The sequence below is a fragment of the Microbacterium sp. LWH10-1.2 genome (genome assembly GCF_038397765.1).
Taxonomy (GTDB): domain Bacteria; phylum Actinomycetota; class Actinomycetes; order Actinomycetales; family Microbacteriaceae; genus Microbacterium; species Microbacterium natoriense.
On the sequence record NZ_CP151638.1, the window covers coordinates 2347436 to 2361440 of the forward strand.

The following is a 14005-nucleotide window of genomic DNA, read 5'->3' on the forward strand; positions in this document are numbered from 1 at the left end:
GAACCAACCTACTGACGTGCGCGGGAGCGCTTGGCTCCCGCCATCACCAGGGCCGCGAAGAGGACGACCCACACCGCGACGTTGAGGAGCAGCATCCAGAGCTCGTCGGTCTGCCCCGTGGTGAGCCGTCCTTCGGTCAGAGGCCACCTGCTCAGGGCCACGAAGCCGTAGAGCGGGGTGAACCGGGCGATGTCGAGCATGACCCCGTCGAGGGGCATGAACACGTTGCCGAAGAAGGCGAAGAACGTCATCGAGATCGATGCCAGCGCGGTCGCGGAGTCGCCGTTGAAGAACAGGCCGACCCCGAGACCCCAGAGGCCGTAGATCAATCCGAGTCCGAGGACGATCCCGACGGTCGCGAGCCACCGCCACGCGCCGTCGGCCTCGGCGCCGGTGAGCATCCCCGCCACGAACACCCCGAGCACCGACAGCGCCGCGTAGGAGAAGGCCGTGAGCACCTTGGTGAGCGCATAGCCGGTGGTCGTGAGCGGCGACATCGCCAGCTGGCGGCCCCATCCCTGCTTCGACTCCGTGGCGGCGAGGGAGGTCAGCGAGCTCATGGCGACGGCGGTGCCGTACGCGGCCATCGACGTCATGACGTAGAACGAGACGTTGCCGCGCCCTGCGGAGAGCGTGCCGTAGCTCATGCTCGCGCCGAAGAGCAGGTACATCGCGATCGGCATGGCCAGGGTGAAGGCGAGCGTGTAGGGGTTGCGCAGCTGGCGGACGGCCTCGATGCGCAGCATGGTGGGTGAGAGAAGCATCGGTCAGTCCTCCGTGAGGGCGGTGAAGGCGGTTTCGAGGGTGGGCGCGGCGATCTCCAGATCCCGGGCCCCGGCGTCGAGCAGGGTGCGCGCGGCCGCGTCGGAGTCGGCGGCCGTGAGGCTGAGGCGATCGGCGTCGACGCGGATGCCGACCACGCCGGCGATCGCGGCGAGCCGCTCGACGATCGACATCGACGACCCGGCCGGCAGCGTCGCCGACACGGTGCGCTCGCCCAGGCTCGCCCTGAGCCGCGCGGTGGGGGCGTCTGCGACGATCGTCCCCCGGTGCATGACGACGGTGCGACGGGCGAACTGCTCGGCCTCTTCGAGGTAGTGCGTCGCGAAGATGATCGTGCGGCCGGCGTCGGCGTCGGCGCGCATGACGTCCCAGAAGTGACGACGGGCCGTGACATCCATGCCGGCGGTGGGCTCGTCCAGCACGAGGATGTCGGGATCGGGCACCATCGCGAGGGCGAACTTGACGCGCTGCTGCTCACCGCCGGAGCACTTCGATACCTTGCGCTTCGCGAGCGCGACCAGATCGGCGCGGCGCATCACCTCGGGCACTCGATCGAGCGCCTGGCGTCCGTGGAGCGAGGCGATGAGCTGCACCGTCTCGAGCACCGTGAGGTCGCCGAGCAGCCCGCCGGTCTGCAGCACGGCCGCGATCGCCCCGGACTTCGCCGCGGCATCCGGATGCCCGCCGAGCACCGACACCGTGCCGGAGCTCGGGTCGGTGAGCCCCAGCAGCATGTCGAGGGTCGTCGTCTTGCCCGCCCCGTTCGGCCCGAGAAGGGCTGTGACCTCGCCCCGTTCGATGCGGAGGCTCACTCCGTCGACGGCCTGCACGCGCCGGTCGCCGACGCCGAAGTGGCGGCGGACGTCGGTCAGCTCGATCACCGCGGATGCGGCTCCTGATGTGTTCATGCCTCCAGCATCGCGACGCGCAGCGTGCGGCGCCGTCGTCCGCTGTCACGCGTTCGACGTGACACGTGTCATGCCGGACGCCCCTGGGGCCGGTTCAGGACGCAGGCAGGAACGCGCCCTCCAGGAACGACTCCAGCTCGGCCACGGCATCCAGCGGCAGGATCGCGGCGACGTACTGGTCCGGGCGGACCACGACCACGACGCCGTCTCGGGAGAGCTCACGCGCCTCGAAGATGTCGGCATCCGTCCAATGCGAGGGGCCGGCGGCGTACACCTTCTCCCAGTCCGTGAGTCCCAGCGGGCCGGTCTTCGGCTGGAACAGCTCGGGAGCCGACGTCACCTCGACCTCCTCGTACGACTGCTGGTAGACGGCCTTCACGTCGAAGACGGCGTCGACGTCGGCATCCGACGGGGTGAACCGGGCGAGCACGGGCGCCGCCTCCGCGGCCCACGACTCCAGCGCGGTCCCGTCGCGGTCGCCGAACGCATAGACGCGCCAGCGTCCGTCCGCCTTGGCATGGTGGCCGAGGTGGATGGCGTTGCCGTCGCCGACCCGGACGACCTCGGCGGACTTGAACCGCTTGCCCAGCGGGAACCCGGCGGCGAGCGACTGGTGCGCGTCGGAGCCCGTGATCATCGACGCGGTGTACTGCGTCATGAAGCCGGAGGGGAACTCGGCCGTGCCGAGGTAGAAGGTGGCGAGCTCGTTCGGGTCGGAGATCTCCTCGGGCTTGCGCGCCATGAGCGAGGACCACTCGCGGTCGAAGTCGATCAGCTGCTGCGCCACGGGGCGGCGCTCGGACCCGTATGTCGACAGCAGCGCCTCCGGGCTGCGTCCGGTGAGCACGGCGCCGAGCTTCCAGCCGAGGTTGAAGCCGTCCTGCATCGACACGTTCATGCCCTGCCCTGCCTTCGCGCTGTGCGTGTGGCAGGCGTCTCCGGTGAGGAACACCCGCGGCGTGCGCTCCACGCCGGGGTCGACGTCGTCGAAGCCGTCTGTGACCCGATGGCCGACCTCGTACACGCTGTGCCAGGCGACCTGCTTCACGTCGATGGAGTACGGATGCAGGATCGCGTTGGCCTTGCGGATGATCTCCTCGACCGGGGTCTGACGCACGCGATGGTCGTCGTCCTCGGCCACCTCGCCGAGGTCGATGTACATGCGGCTGAGGTACCCGCCCTCTCGCGGGATGTGCAGGATGTTCCCCGCCTCGGAGTTGATGGCGCACTTGGTGCGCCAGTCGGGGAAGTCGGTGTTCACGAGCACGTCCATGACGCCCCAGGCGTGGGCGGCCATCACGCCGACGTGAGTGCGTCCGATCGCTCCGCGCACGCCGCTGCGGGCGCCGTCGCAGCCGACGACGTACTTCGCGCGGACCGTGCGCTCCTCCCCCTCGCGGGGGCCCGCGACGTAGCGGATGCGCACCTCGACAGGGAACTCGCCGTCGTCGTGGACGGTGAGGCCCGTGAACTCGACGCCGTAGTCCGGCAGGATCCGCCCCGGGCCGTCTGCGGCGGCCTCGGCGAAGTAGTCGAGCACGCGCGCCTGGTTCACGATCAGGTGCGGGAACTCGCAGATGTCGTAGGCGTAGTCGGCCGTGCGCGCCGTGCGGACGATCTCGTCGCGCTTCTCGGGGTTCGGACCCCAGAAGTTCATCCAGCCGATGTTGTAGGCCTCGGCGATGATCCGCTCGGCGAACCCGAAGGCCTGGAAGGTCTCGACGCTGCGCGGCTGGATGCCGTCGGCCTGGCCGAGCACGAGGCGTCCGTCGCGCTTCTCGATGATGCGGGTCACGATGCCCGGGTACTGCGACATCTGCGCCGACAGGAGCATTCCGGCGGGGCCGGAGCCGACGATGAGCACGTCGATCTCGTCCGGCAGGTCTGCGGGTCGGTCGGCGACTCCCGCCGGGAGCACGCGCGGGTCACCGGAGACGTAACCGTGGTGGTGGAACTGCATCGTCGTCGATCCTTCCGGACTTCTCTGTCGGGTCTTGCGGCGCGAACCGGAGTGTTCTATATTCGAACACACTGTTCTACTATTGAACACAGCTTAGACGCGACCCTCTCCGACCGCAAGGGAGCACCATGGCCGACACCGCCCCGGCGTCGCAGACCCTCAGCCGCGGCATCCGCATCCTCGAGGTGCTCGCCGACGCCCGCGGCCCGCTGTCGATCGACGAGATCGCCGCCGCCATCGGCGTGCACCGCTCCATCGCTTACCGGCTGCTGCGCACCCTCGAAGACCACCGGCTCGTCGGGCGCGACGCCGCAGGAGCCGTCTCGCTGGGCGCGCGCATGGCGGCCCTCGCGGCCGGCGTCGCACAGGACCTGCAGGCCGAGGCCCTCCCCGAGCTCACCGACATCGCGAACGAACTGGGGATGACGGCTTTCCTCGCGGTACTCGACGGCGAGGACTGCATCACGCTCGCGAGCATCGAGCCCCGTCACGCGGTCGCCAGCGTGGCGCAGCGACCGGGTGCGCGCCACCCGGTCGCCGTCGGAGCGCCGGGCAAGGCGATCCTGATGCAGCTCACCCCCGCCGAATGGCCGGCGGATGCCGCGGCGGCGCTGCGCGCGGAGGTCGAGGCCTCCCGCGCACACGGCTACACGACGAGCCACGACGAGGTGATCCCGACCGTGCAGTCGGTGTCCGTGCCCCTCGCGCTCCGGGGCCAGCGCCCTGCGGCGATCGCGGTCGTGCACGTGGCGACGTCGGTCGAGGATGCGGCGATCGCCGAGCGCCTGGAGCGCTCGGCATCCGCGATCCGCGAGGCGCTCGAGGGCTGACGCGGCTCACACGTTTCGTGTCGTCGCTCCGCTCCTCGCTCGACGACCGGCGGTCAGGCCTTCGCGAGACCGTGGATCGGGCTGACGGCCTGCTCGGCCTCGTGATCCGGTCCGAGGGGGATGCCGGAGCGGTCGCGCAGCAGCAGCGTCGCGACGAGCCCCAGCACGGTCATGCCGGCGAGGTACCAGGTGACGGCCTGCGTCGAGCCCGTGGCCTGCACGATCGCCGTCGCGATGGTGGGTGCGAAGGCGCCGCCGGCGATCGCGCCGATCGCGTAGGAGATCGAGACGCCGGAGAAGCGGATGCTCGCCGGGAACAGCTCCGTGTACAGCGCGGCCTGGGGGCCGTAGGTGAACCCGAGGCCGATCGTCAGGATCGCGAGGCCGGCGAACAGCAGGCCGATCTGCCCCGTGTTGACGAGCGGGAACAGCGTGAAGACACCCGCGAGCTGCAGCACCCAGCCGATGATGTAGGTGCTGCGGCGTCCGATGCGGTCGGAGACCCAGCCGGCCAGCAGCGTGGTGAGCAGCCAGGTCACGGCGGAGCCGGCCACGGCCCACAGCACCGGCCCGCGCTCGAGGCCGATCGGCCCCTCCGGGTTCGTCGCGTAGCCCTGGATGTAGCCGCCGGTCGTCATGTAGCCGACGGCGTTGTTGCCGGCGAACACCAGCGCGGCGATGATCACGAGCAGCAGGTGCTTGCGGAACAGCTGCACGATCGGCATCTTCGCCTTCTCCTTGCGCTCGGCGAGTTCGGTGAACACCGGGCTCTCCTCGACCTTGCGGCGCACGTAGTAGCCGACGAGGATCAGCACGACGCTGAGCAGGAACGGGATGCGCCAGCCCCACGCGACGAACTGATCTCCGGGGGCGATCGCGGTCATGAGCGCCATCACGCCCGAGGCGAGGAGCAGCCCGAGGGGGACGCCGATCTGCGGCGAGGCGCCGAAGATGCCGCGCTTCTGCCGCGGCGCGTGCTCGACGGCCATCAGCACGGCGCCGCCCCATTCGCCGCCGGCGGAGATGCCCTGGATGATGCGCAGGAGCACGAGGAGGATCGGCGCGGCGAGGCCGATGGCCTGGTAGGTGGGCAGCACGCCGATGAGGGCGGTCGCCGCGCCCATGAGGATCAGCGTCCACATGAGGACGGCCTTACGGCCGAGCTTGTCGCCGAAGTGCCCGGCGAGGAAGGCGCCGAGCGGACGGAAGAGGAAGCTGACGCCCACGGTGGCGAAGCCGATCAGCGCGCTGTTCGCACCGAGCGGCTCGAAGAACAAGTGGCCGAACACGAGGCCGACGGCCGTGGCGTAGATGAAGAAGTCGTACCACTCGACGGTGGTGCCGACGACCGTCGCGAAGATGACGCGCCGTCGATCGGCCTGCGAGGCGATGGTTCCGGTGGGCGTGAACCCGCCCTGTGACTGCCCGCTCATGGGGCCTCCTTTGCTGGTGACTGCACTGTCACGGCGCACATCCGAGGGGGAAACGAGTGCTTGCCGAGGGGTGAACCGATAATATATGATTTCAGATACGACGCACAAGGCGTCGTAGAAAGCGCGAGGAGGCGCATCCGTGACGGCATCCATCCCCCGCCCCGGCAAGATCATCGCGATCCACCTGAGCTATGCCTCTCGCGCCGATCAGCGCGGCAGGCGCCCCGCCTTCCCCTCCTACTTCTTCAAGCCGACCAGCTCCGTCGCCGCATCCGGCGGCACCGTCGAGCGGCCGGCCGGCACCGAGCTGCTCGCCTTCGAGGGCGAGATCGCCCTCGTGATCGGCACGGCGGCGCGCCGCGTCTCCCTCGCAGACGCCTGGTCGCACGTGGGATGGGTCACGGCCTCGAACGATCTCGGCCTCTACGACCTGCGCGCGAACGACAAGGGCTCGAACGTCCGCTCCAAGGGCGGAGACGGGTACACCCCACTCGGCCCCGAGTACATCGACGCCTCCGCCGTCGACCCCGCAGCCCTCCGCGTGCGCGCCTGGGTCAACGGCGAGCTCCGGCAGGACGACACGACGGCCGGCCTCATCTTCCCGCTCGCGCAGCTCGTCGCCGACCTCTCGCAGCACTTCACGCTGGAGCCCGGCGACGTCATCCTCACCGGCACGCCGGCCGGATCCAGCGTGATCGTCCCCGGCGACGTCGTCGAGGTCGAGGTGGACGCACCGACCGCGCACGGCGCCCCCTCCTCCGGTGCGCTCGTGACCACCGTGACGCAGGGCGACGTCCCGTTCGACGCCGAGATCGGCTCGCTCCCCGCGGTCGACGACCTGCAGCGCACCGAGGCCTGGGGCTCACGTGAGGCGGCCGGCCTGCCCCCGGTCGCTGAGGAGTCGCAGAACGCCGCGTCGACCCCCTCGGATGCCGCATCTTCTGGCTCCTCGGCATCCGTGGCCGGGCTCTCCGCCGAGCTGCGCGCCAAGCTGCTCGAGGCGCCGACAGCCGGACTCTCGGCGCAGCTGCGCAAGCGCGGCCACCACTCCTGCTTCGTCGACGGCGTCGCAGCGAATATCGCCGGCACGAAGATCGTCGGCACGGCGAAGACGCTGCGCTTCGTGCCGTTCCGTGAAGACCTCTTCAAGAGCCACGGCGGCGGCTACAACGCGCAGAAGCGCGCGTTCGACGCCGTCGACGAGGGCGAGATCATCGTGATCGAAGCCCGCGGCGACGCCACGACGGGCACGCTCGGCGACATCCTCGCTCTCCGCGCCCGCGCCCGCGGAGCCGCAGGGGTCGTCACCGACGGCGGGGTGCGCGACTTCGACGCCGTCGCCGAGATCGGCCTTCCCGTGTTCTCGCAGGGCGCCCACCCGTCCGTCCTCGGGCGCAAGCACGTGCCGTGGGACGTCGACGTCACGATCTCCTGCGGAGGAGCGACCGTGCAGCCCGGCGACATCATCGTCGGCGACGGCGACGGCGTGATCGTCATCCCCCCGTCGCTCGTCGAGGAGGTCGTCGACGACGCTCTCGCTCAGGAGATCGAGGACGCCTGGATCGCCGAGCAGGTCGCCGCAGGGCACCCCGTCGACGGGCTGTTCCCGCTGAACGCCGAGTGGCGCGCGAAGTACGAGGCTGCGACGAGCCGCGCATGACCACCGTCGAGAACTCCAGCAAGTCGGAGCGCGCCTACGACTGGATCCGCTCGCGCATCTCGGCGCACGCCTTCGGGCCCGGGTACCGTCTCGTGCTCGGCTCGATCGCCGACGAGCTCGACATGAGCGTCGTGCCCGTGCGCGAGGCGATCCGCCGCCTCGAGGCCGAGGGGCTCGTGACGTTCGAGCGCAACGTCGGAGCGCGCGTCACGCTCGTCGACGAGAGCGAGTACGCGCACACCATGCAGACGCTCGGACTCGTCGAGGGCGCCGCGACGGCGCTCTCCGCCCCGCTCCTCGACGAGCAGGCGCTCGCGGAGGCCGCGGAGGTGAACGAGCGGATGCACCGGCTGCTCGACCACTTCGACGCCCACGCCTTCACCGAGCTGAACCGCCAGTTCCACTCCGTGCTGTTCGAGCCGTGCCCCAACCCGCATCTGCTCGACCTCGTCCACCGCGGATGGGCCCGGCTCTCCGGCATCCGCGACTCCACGTTCGCGTACGTGCCCGGCCGCGCCCAGCACTCCGTCGACGAGCACACGCAGATCCTCGAGCTGATCCGCGAGGGCGCAGAGCCCCTCGAGATCGAGCTCGCCGCCCGCAACCACCGCTGGCGCACGAGGGACGCGTTCCTCGATGCGCTGCACACCCGTTCCACCCACACCCCTGGAGAAGGCTCATGACCGATTCCCGCATCCCCGCCGACCTGCCGGACCACATCCAGCACTACATCGACGGCGCCTTCGTCGACTCGATCGACGGCGACACCTTCGACGTGCTCGACCCGGTGACCAACCAGACCTACACCACCGCCGCCGCGGGCAAGAAGGCCGACATCGAGCTCGCGGTCGCCGCCGCGAAGCGCGCCTTCGACGAGGGCCCCTGGCCCCGGATGCTGCCGCGGGAGCGCTCGCGCGTGCTGCACCGCATCGCCGACATCGTCGAGTCGCGCGACGCGCGCCTCGCGGAGCTGGAGTCCTACGACTCGGGTCTGCCGATCACCCAGGCCCTCGGCCAGGCGCGTCGCGCCGCCGAGAACTTCCGCTTCTTCGCCGATCTGATCGTCGCGCAGTCGGACGACGCCTTCAAGGTGCCCGGCAAGCAGATGAACTACGTCAACCGCAAGCCGATCGGCGTCGCGGGCCTCATCACGCCGTGGAACACGCCGTTCATGCTCGAGTCGTGGAAGCTCGGCCCCGCGCTCGCGACCGGCAACACGGTGGTGCTCAAGCCCGCCGAGTTCACGCCGCTGTCGGCATCCCTCTGGGCCGGCATCTTCGAGGAGGCCGGCCTGCCGAAGGGCGTCTTCAACCTCGTCAACGGTCTCGGCGAGGATGCAGGCGACGCCCTCGTGAAGCACCCCGACGTGCCGCTCATCTCGTTCACGGGCGAGAGCTCGACCGGACAGCTGATCTTCGGCAACGCCGCTCCCTTCCTCAAGGGCCTGTCGATGGAGCTCGGCGGCAAGTCGCCCGCCGTGGTGTTCGCCGACGCCGACCTGGAGGCCGCGGTCGACGCCACGATCTTCGGCGTCTTCTCCCTCAACGGCGAGCGCTGCACCGCCGGTTCCCGCATCCTCGTCGAGCGCTCCATCTACGAGGAGTTCGTCGAGCGCTACGCGGCGCAGGCGCAGCGGGTCAAGGTCGGCTACCCGCACGACCCCACGACCGAGGTCGGCGCGCTCGTGCACCCCGAGCACTACGAGAAGGTCATGAGCTACGTCGAGATCGGCAAGACCGAGGGACGCCTGGTCGCCGGCGGCGGCCGCCCCGAGGGCTTCGACGAGGGCAACTTCGTCGCCCCGACCGTGTTCGCCGACGTCTCCCCCGACGCGCGCATCTTCCAGGAGGAGATCTTCGGCCCCGTGGTCGCGATCACGCCGTTCGACTCCGACGAGGAGGCGCTGTCGCTCGCGAACAACACGAAGTACGGCCTCGCCGCCTACATCTGGACCAACGACCTCAAGCGCGCGCACAACTTCGCGCAGTCCGTCGAGGCCGGGATGGTGTGGCTCAACTCGAACAACGTGCGCGACCTCCGCACCCCGTTCGGCGGAGTGAAGGCGTCCGGCCTCGGCCACGAGGGCGGCTACCGCTCGATCGACTTCTACACCGACCAGCAGAGCGTGCACATCACGCTCGCGGAGAAGTCGCACAACCCCACCTTCGGCAAGAACTGACCCCACCTCTCCCGTTTCGTCTCGTCGCTGCGCTCTTCGCTCAACGACCGGCCCTGAGATCCGGTCGTTGAGCGAGCGAAGCGAGACGAAACGAACGCACGACACGAAAGCAAGGACGCTGACATGACCAACCGCGACGACATGACGCTGACCTCGTCTGGCTTCTACGTGAGCCAGGAGGCGCCGATCCATCCCGCCGACCCCACCCCCACGCCGACGAGCACGCCCCCGGACGTGCTGCGCTGCGCCTACATGGAGCTCGTGGTCACCGACCTCGCGGCGTCCCGCCAGTTCTACGTCGACATCCTCGGCCTCTACGTGACGAGCGAGGACGACGAGGCGATCTATCTCCGCTCCACCGAGGAGTTCATCCACCACAACCTCGTGCTGCGCAAGGGCCCGATCGCCGCGGTCGCCGCCTTCTCGTACCGGGTCCGCTCGGCCGAGGACCTCGACCGCGCCGTCGAGTTCTACACGGAGCTCGGCTGCGATGTCCGTCGCAACCCCGACGGCTTCGTCAAGGGCATCGGCGACTCCGTCCGCGTGGTCGACCCTCTCGGCTTCCCGTACGAGTTCTTCTTCCAGACCGAGCACGTCGAGCGGATGTCGTGGCGCTACGACCTGCACATCCCCGGCGAGCTCGTGCGCCTCGACCACTTCAACCAGGTCACCCCCGACGTGCCGCGCGCGGTGAAGTTCATGCAGGACCTCGGCTTCCGCGTCACGGAGGACATCCAAGACGAGGAGGGCACCGTCTACGCCGCGTGGATGCGCCGCAAGCCGACCGTGCACGACACCGCCATGACCGGCGGCGACGGACCCCGCATGCACCACGTGTGCTTCGCGACGCACGAGAAGCACAACATCCTCGCGATCTGCGACAAGCTCGGAGCCCTGCGCCGGTCCGACGCGATCGAGCGCGGGCCCGGCCGTCACGGCGTGAGCAACGCGTTCTACCTGTACCTGCGCGACCCCGACGGCCACCGCGTCGAGGTGTACACGCAGGACTACTACACGGGCGACCCCGACAACCCCGTCATCACGTGGGACGTGCACGACAACCAGCGCCGCGACTGGTGGGGCAACCCGGTCGTGCCGAGCTGGTACACGGACGCCTCGCTCGTGCTCGACCTCGACGGCAACCCGCAGCCCGTGGTCGCGCGCACCGACAGCTCCGAGATGGCCGTGACGATCGGCGCCGACGGGTTCAGCTACACCCGCCCGGACGACGAGGACGCGATGCCGGAGTGGAAGCAGGGCGAGTACAAGCTGGGGCACCAGCTCTAGTCGCGCGTGGCGGCCTACGGGATGTTCTCGTGGGGACAAGAGCGGGGACCCCTACCCCGATTGTCCCCACGAGAACATCCCTCCGGCCCGACACTCGCGCATCAGCCGCAGCGTGTGCCGGTGAGAAGAAGAGAGAAGGAACGGATGCTGTCAGCAGAGGACATCGCGACGATCGCGGCCGAGCTCGCCGAGGCCGATCGCACGCACGGGGTGATCCCGCGCATCACCGCGCGCTATCCCGCCGCGACGGTCGAGGACTCGTACGCGATCCAGGGCGTGTGGCGCGACTCGCAGATCGCCGCCGGCCGCCGGCTGGTCGGTCGCAAGATCGGCCTCACGTCGAAGGCGATGCAGCAGGCGACGGGCATCACCGAGCCCGACTACGGGGTGATGTTCGACGACACCGTGTACGAGTCCGGGGCCGACATCCCCACGGAGCACTTCTCCAACGTGCGCATCGAGGTCGAACTCGCGTTCGTGCTGAAGCATCCGCTCGAAGGCCCGGACTGCACGCTGGAGGACGCCCTGGCCGCGATCGACTACGCCGTTCCCGCCCTCGAAGTGCTGAACTCGCACATCGAGCTGGAGGGGCGCACGATCGTCGACACGATCAGCGACAACGCCGCGTACGGGGCGATGGTCCTCGGCGACGTGCGCAAGCGCCCCGATGAGATCGATCTGCGCTGGGTTCCGGGGCTCCTCTTCAAGAACGGCGAGATCGAGGAGACCGGCGTCGCCGCCGGCGTGCTGAACCATCCCGCCACCGGCGTCGCCTGGTTGGCGAACAAGTTCCACCAGCACGGCGCGCGTCTCGAGCCGGGGGAGATCATCCTGGCAGGATCGTTCACGCGCCCGATGTGGGTGACGCGCGGCGATGAAGTGCTGTGCGACTACGGACCGATGGGAACGATCGCATGCCGATTCGTCTAGACGCCTCCTTCCGCGAGCAGCTCGCGGCATCCGACCGCTCGCTGATCGGGATGTGGGCATGCTCCGGCAGCGCGATCGTCACCGAGGTGGCTGCGGGCTCCGGCCTCGACTGGCTGCTGATCGACATGGAGCACTCCGCGAACTCACTGGAGAGCGTGCTCCTGCAGCTGCAGGTCGCCGCGGCCTACCCGATCGCCCCTGTCGTCCGCGTCCCCTCCAACGACACGGTCGCGATCAAGCAGGTCCTCGATCTCGGTGCGCAGAACATCATCGTTCCGATGGTGTCGTCCGCCGACGAGGCCCGCGCGGCCGTCGCCGCGACCCGCTACCCGCCGGAGGGCGTGCGCGGCGTCGGCAGCGCCCTCGCCCGCAGCGCCCGCTGGAACCGCGTCGACCGCTACCTGCAGGAATCCGCAGCGCACACGTCGCTGACGGTGCAGATCGAGACGGCAGCCGGAGTGGATGCCGCGGCGGAGATCGCCGCGGTCGACGGCGTCGACGCGGTCTTCGTCGGCCCGTCGGATCTGTCGGCGTCGATGGGCCTGCTCGGTCAGCAGACGCATCCCGACGTCGTCGCCGCGGTGGAACGCGTGTTCGCCGCGGTGAAGGCCGCCGGGACCGCCGTGGGCGTGAACGCCTTCGATCCGACCGCCGCCGACGGGTACATCGCCGCCGGCGCCGACTTCGTCGCGGTCGGCGCCGATGTGGCACTGCTCGCCCGCGCCTCCGAAGGACTCGCGAGCCGTTTCATCCCCGTCTCGGACGACACGCGGCGCGCCAGCTACTGACCGTCAGAATCGGAGCGGATCCGCCAGCAGCGGAGCGAAGGCGGCCTCGGCGGCGCCGATCAGCAGACGATCGGCGCCGAGCCCTGCGGCCGTCACCTCCATCTGCTCCGCCGGCGCCTGCAGCGAGCGCGCCCGCACCTCGGCGTCGAAGCTCAGGGCGTCGCGGGCGCGCAGCATGGCGAGGAAGCCGCCCAGGACCACGATCGACGGATTCAGCACGTTGACCGCGTTCGCGAGCGCGGCCGTGAGCACGCGGCGCTGCCGGTCGATCTCGGCGATCACCTGCGGATCGCTCGTCGCCGAGAGCACCGCCGCGAGGGCGGTGTCGTCCACGGGGCCGAGCTGGGCGGCCTGCAGCAGGCGCGAGCGGTTGACCTCGTCTTCGAGGACGCCGCCGTCGGTGCGGCGGTCGTCGTCGGACAGGATGCCGGGGCGCGTCTGCCCCCACTCCCCTGCATAGCCTCCCGCACCGCCGATGAGCCGGCCGTCCAGGATGAGCCCTCCGCCGATGCCGCTCGATCCGCCGTTGAGGTACACGACGTCCTCGTGAGCGCGCGCGGCTCCGAACAGGCGCTCGGCGCTCGCTCCGAGAGAGGCGTCGTTGCCGACGAAGACGGGGAGTCCGAGCGCCGTCGCGAGCGCATCGCCGATCGGAGCATCCCGCCACTCCAGGTGGGGGGCGAGTCGCACGATGCCGTCCTCGGCCCTGACCAGCCCCGGCACGGCGAGCCCGATGCCGACGATCCTCGCCGCCGGCCCGGACGACTCCCGCCACCGTCGTACGAAGCCCTCGACCGCCGCGGTGACGTCTTCGACGGAGGGCGGCTCGACGCATTCGACTCGTACGCGCTCGCGTACACTGCCGCCGAGGGCGATGACGCCGATCTCGATCGCGTCGACCTCGGGATTGACCGCGATCGCGACGACCTGCTCGCTCGGCGCGACGATCGGCGAGGGGCGCCCCACTCGGCGGGTGGAGTCGGGTTCCTGCTCCACGACGAGCCCATGAGAGACCAGCTCGGCGACGAGGTCGGCGACCGTCGACCTGTTCAGTCCTGTGTCGGCGGTGATGACCGCGCGGGATCGCGGGCCGTCGTGGTGCACGAGCCGAAGCACCTCGCCGAGGTTCGCCCGGCGCACTCCCTCGACTCCGGATGCCCGATCCGTCATCCCCCGCCTCCTCCGCGCGTCGTGCTGCTCCTGCCACGATATCCGCCCGACGGGCGCGCTCCGGTCAGGCCCGACCC

Annotated in this window: 12 protein-coding genes; 7 read left to right on the forward strand and 5 right to left on the reverse strand. The window is 70.1% G+C overall.

The genetic code is table 11. The features are described from left to right. Positions 1-8 precede the first annotated feature (8 nt). From MRBLWH10_RS11240 to MRBLWH10_RS11250, 3 genes are all read right to left on the reverse strand, one after another. The gene (locus MRBLWH10_RS11240) at positions 9-764 is read right to left on the reverse strand and encodes an ABC transporter permease (protein WP_341939927.1); all 756 of its coding nucleotides are present in this window, start codon (positions 762-764) and stop codon (positions 9-11) included. Between the two features lie 3 nt (positions 765-767). Beyond that, positions 768-1691, reverse strand: coding sequence for an ABC transporter ATP-binding protein (locus tag MRBLWH10_RS11245; RefSeq protein WP_341939928.1), 924 nt, complete (start codon positions 1689-1691; stop codon positions 768-770). A gap of 94 nt (positions 1692-1785) precedes the next feature. Further along, complete coding sequence (locus MRBLWH10_RS11250) at positions 1786-3651, reverse strand: FAD-dependent monooxygenase (RefSeq protein WP_341939930.1); 1866 nt, start codon at positions 3649-3651, stop codon at positions 1786-1788. Positions 3652-3779: 128 nt separating this feature from the next. Between MRBLWH10_RS11250 and MRBLWH10_RS11255 the strand changes: the two genes are divergently transcribed. Continuing rightward, positions 3780-4481 (forward strand): helix-turn-helix domain-containing protein, encoded by a 702-nt coding sequence (locus MRBLWH10_RS11255; RefSeq protein WP_341939931.1) that lies wholly within the window; start codon positions 3780-3782, stop codon positions 4479-4481. 53 nt (positions 4482-4534) lie between these two features. Here the strand turns inward: MRBLWH10_RS11255 and MRBLWH10_RS11260 are convergent, their stop codons facing one another. Further along, positions 4535-5914 carry an MFS transporter gene (locus MRBLWH10_RS11260; RefSeq protein WP_341939932.1) on the reverse strand — a complete coding sequence of 460 codons (1380 nt, stop codon included), beginning with the start codon at positions 5912-5914 and terminating at the stop codon, positions 4535-4537. Between the two features lie 139 nt (positions 5915-6053). Between MRBLWH10_RS11260 and MRBLWH10_RS11265 the strand changes: the two genes are divergently transcribed. The 6 genes from MRBLWH10_RS11265 to MRBLWH10_RS11290 all read left to right on the forward strand — a co-directional run bounded on the left by MRBLWH10_RS11265 (position 6054) and on the right by MRBLWH10_RS11290 (position 12758). Then, positions 6054-7574: a fumarylacetoacetate hydrolase family protein gene (locus tag MRBLWH10_RS11265; RefSeq protein WP_341939933.1), complete on the forward strand. Its 1521-nt coding sequence runs from the start codon at positions 6054-6056 to the stop codon at positions 7572-7574. Beyond that, on the forward strand, positions 7571-8257 hold the full coding sequence (locus MRBLWH10_RS11270) for a GntR family transcriptional regulator (RefSeq protein WP_105677417.1): 687 nt from the start codon (positions 7571-7573) through the stop codon (positions 8255-8257). The genes MRBLWH10_RS11265 and MRBLWH10_RS11270 overlap by 4 nt, the downstream gene beginning before the upstream one ends. Continuing rightward, positions 8254-9753, forward strand: a complete 1500-nt coding sequence (gene hpaE / locus MRBLWH10_RS11275; protein WP_105677418.1) for a 5-carboxymethyl-2-hydroxymuconate semialdehyde dehydrogenase — start codon at positions 8254-8256, stop codon at positions 9751-9753. The genes MRBLWH10_RS11270 and hpaE overlap by 4 nt, the downstream gene beginning before the upstream one ends. 123 nt (positions 9754-9876) lie before the next feature. Continuing rightward, positions 9877-11040, forward strand: coding sequence for a 3,4-dihydroxyphenylacetate 2,3-dioxygenase (gene hpaD, locus MRBLWH10_RS11280; protein ID WP_223586876.1), 1164 nt, complete (start codon positions 9877-9879; stop codon positions 11038-11040). Between the two features lie 144 nt (positions 11041-11184). Then, entirely contained in the window at positions 11185-11970 is a 786-nt protein-coding gene (locus MRBLWH10_RS11285; protein WP_105677175.1) for a fumarylacetoacetate hydrolase family protein, read from the forward strand. Then, on the forward strand, positions 11955-12758 hold the full coding sequence (locus tag MRBLWH10_RS11290; protein ID WP_105677174.1) for an HpcH/HpaI aldolase/citrate lyase family protein: 804 nt from the start codon (positions 11955-11957) through the stop codon (positions 12756-12758). The genes MRBLWH10_RS11285 and MRBLWH10_RS11290 overlap by 16 nt, the downstream gene beginning before the upstream one ends. Before the next feature lie 3 nt (positions 12759-12761). Here the strand turns inward: MRBLWH10_RS11290 and MRBLWH10_RS11295 are convergent, their stop codons facing one another. Next, positions 12762-13928 (reverse strand): ROK family transcriptional regulator, encoded by a 1167-nt coding sequence (locus MRBLWH10_RS11295; protein ID WP_341939934.1) that lies wholly within the window; start codon positions 13926-13928, stop codon positions 12762-12764. Positions 13929-14005: the final 77 nt, after the last annotated feature.

Coding starts and splice junctions, on each gene's coding strand:
- MRBLWH10_RS11285 (WP_105677175.1), top strand. CDS start 11,185: ATGCTGTCAGCAGAGGACATCGCGACGATCGCGGCCGAGCTCGCCGAG.
- MRBLWH10_RS11240 (WP_341939927.1), bottom strand. CDS start 764: ATGCTTCTCTCACCCACCATGCTGCGCATCGAGGCCGTCCGCCAGCTG.
- MRBLWH10_RS11250 (WP_341939930.1), bottom strand. CDS start 3,651: ATGCAGTTCCACCACCACGGTTACGTCTCCGGTGACCCGCGCGTGCTC.
- hpaD (WP_223586876.1), top strand. CDS start 9,877: ATGACCAACCGCGACGACATGACGCTGACCTCGTCTGGCTTCTACGTG.
- MRBLWH10_RS11245 (WP_341939928.1), bottom strand. CDS start 1,691: ATGAACACATCAGGAGCCGCATCCGCGGTGATCGAGCTGACCGACGTC.
- MRBLWH10_RS11270 (WP_105677417.1), top strand. CDS start 7,571: ATGACCACCGTCGAGAACTCCAGCAAGTCGGAGCGCGCCTACGACTGG.
- MRBLWH10_RS11260 (WP_341939932.1), bottom strand. CDS start 5,914: ATGAGCGGGCAGTCACAGGGCGGGTTCACGCCCACCGGAACCATCGCC.
- hpaE (WP_105677418.1), top strand. CDS start 8,254: ATGACCGATTCCCGCATCCCCGCCGACCTGCCGGACCACATCCAGCAC.
- MRBLWH10_RS11290 (WP_105677174.1), top strand. CDS start 11,955: ATGCCGATTCGTCTAGACGCCTCCTTCCGCGAGCAGCTCGCGGCATCC.
- MRBLWH10_RS11295 (WP_341939934.1), bottom strand. CDS start 13,928: ATGACGGATCGGGCATCCGGAGTCGAGGGAGTGCGCCGGGCGAACCTC.
- MRBLWH10_RS11255 (WP_341939931.1), top strand. CDS start 3,780: ATGGCCGACACCGCCCCGGCGTCGCAGACCCTCAGCCGCGGCATCCGC.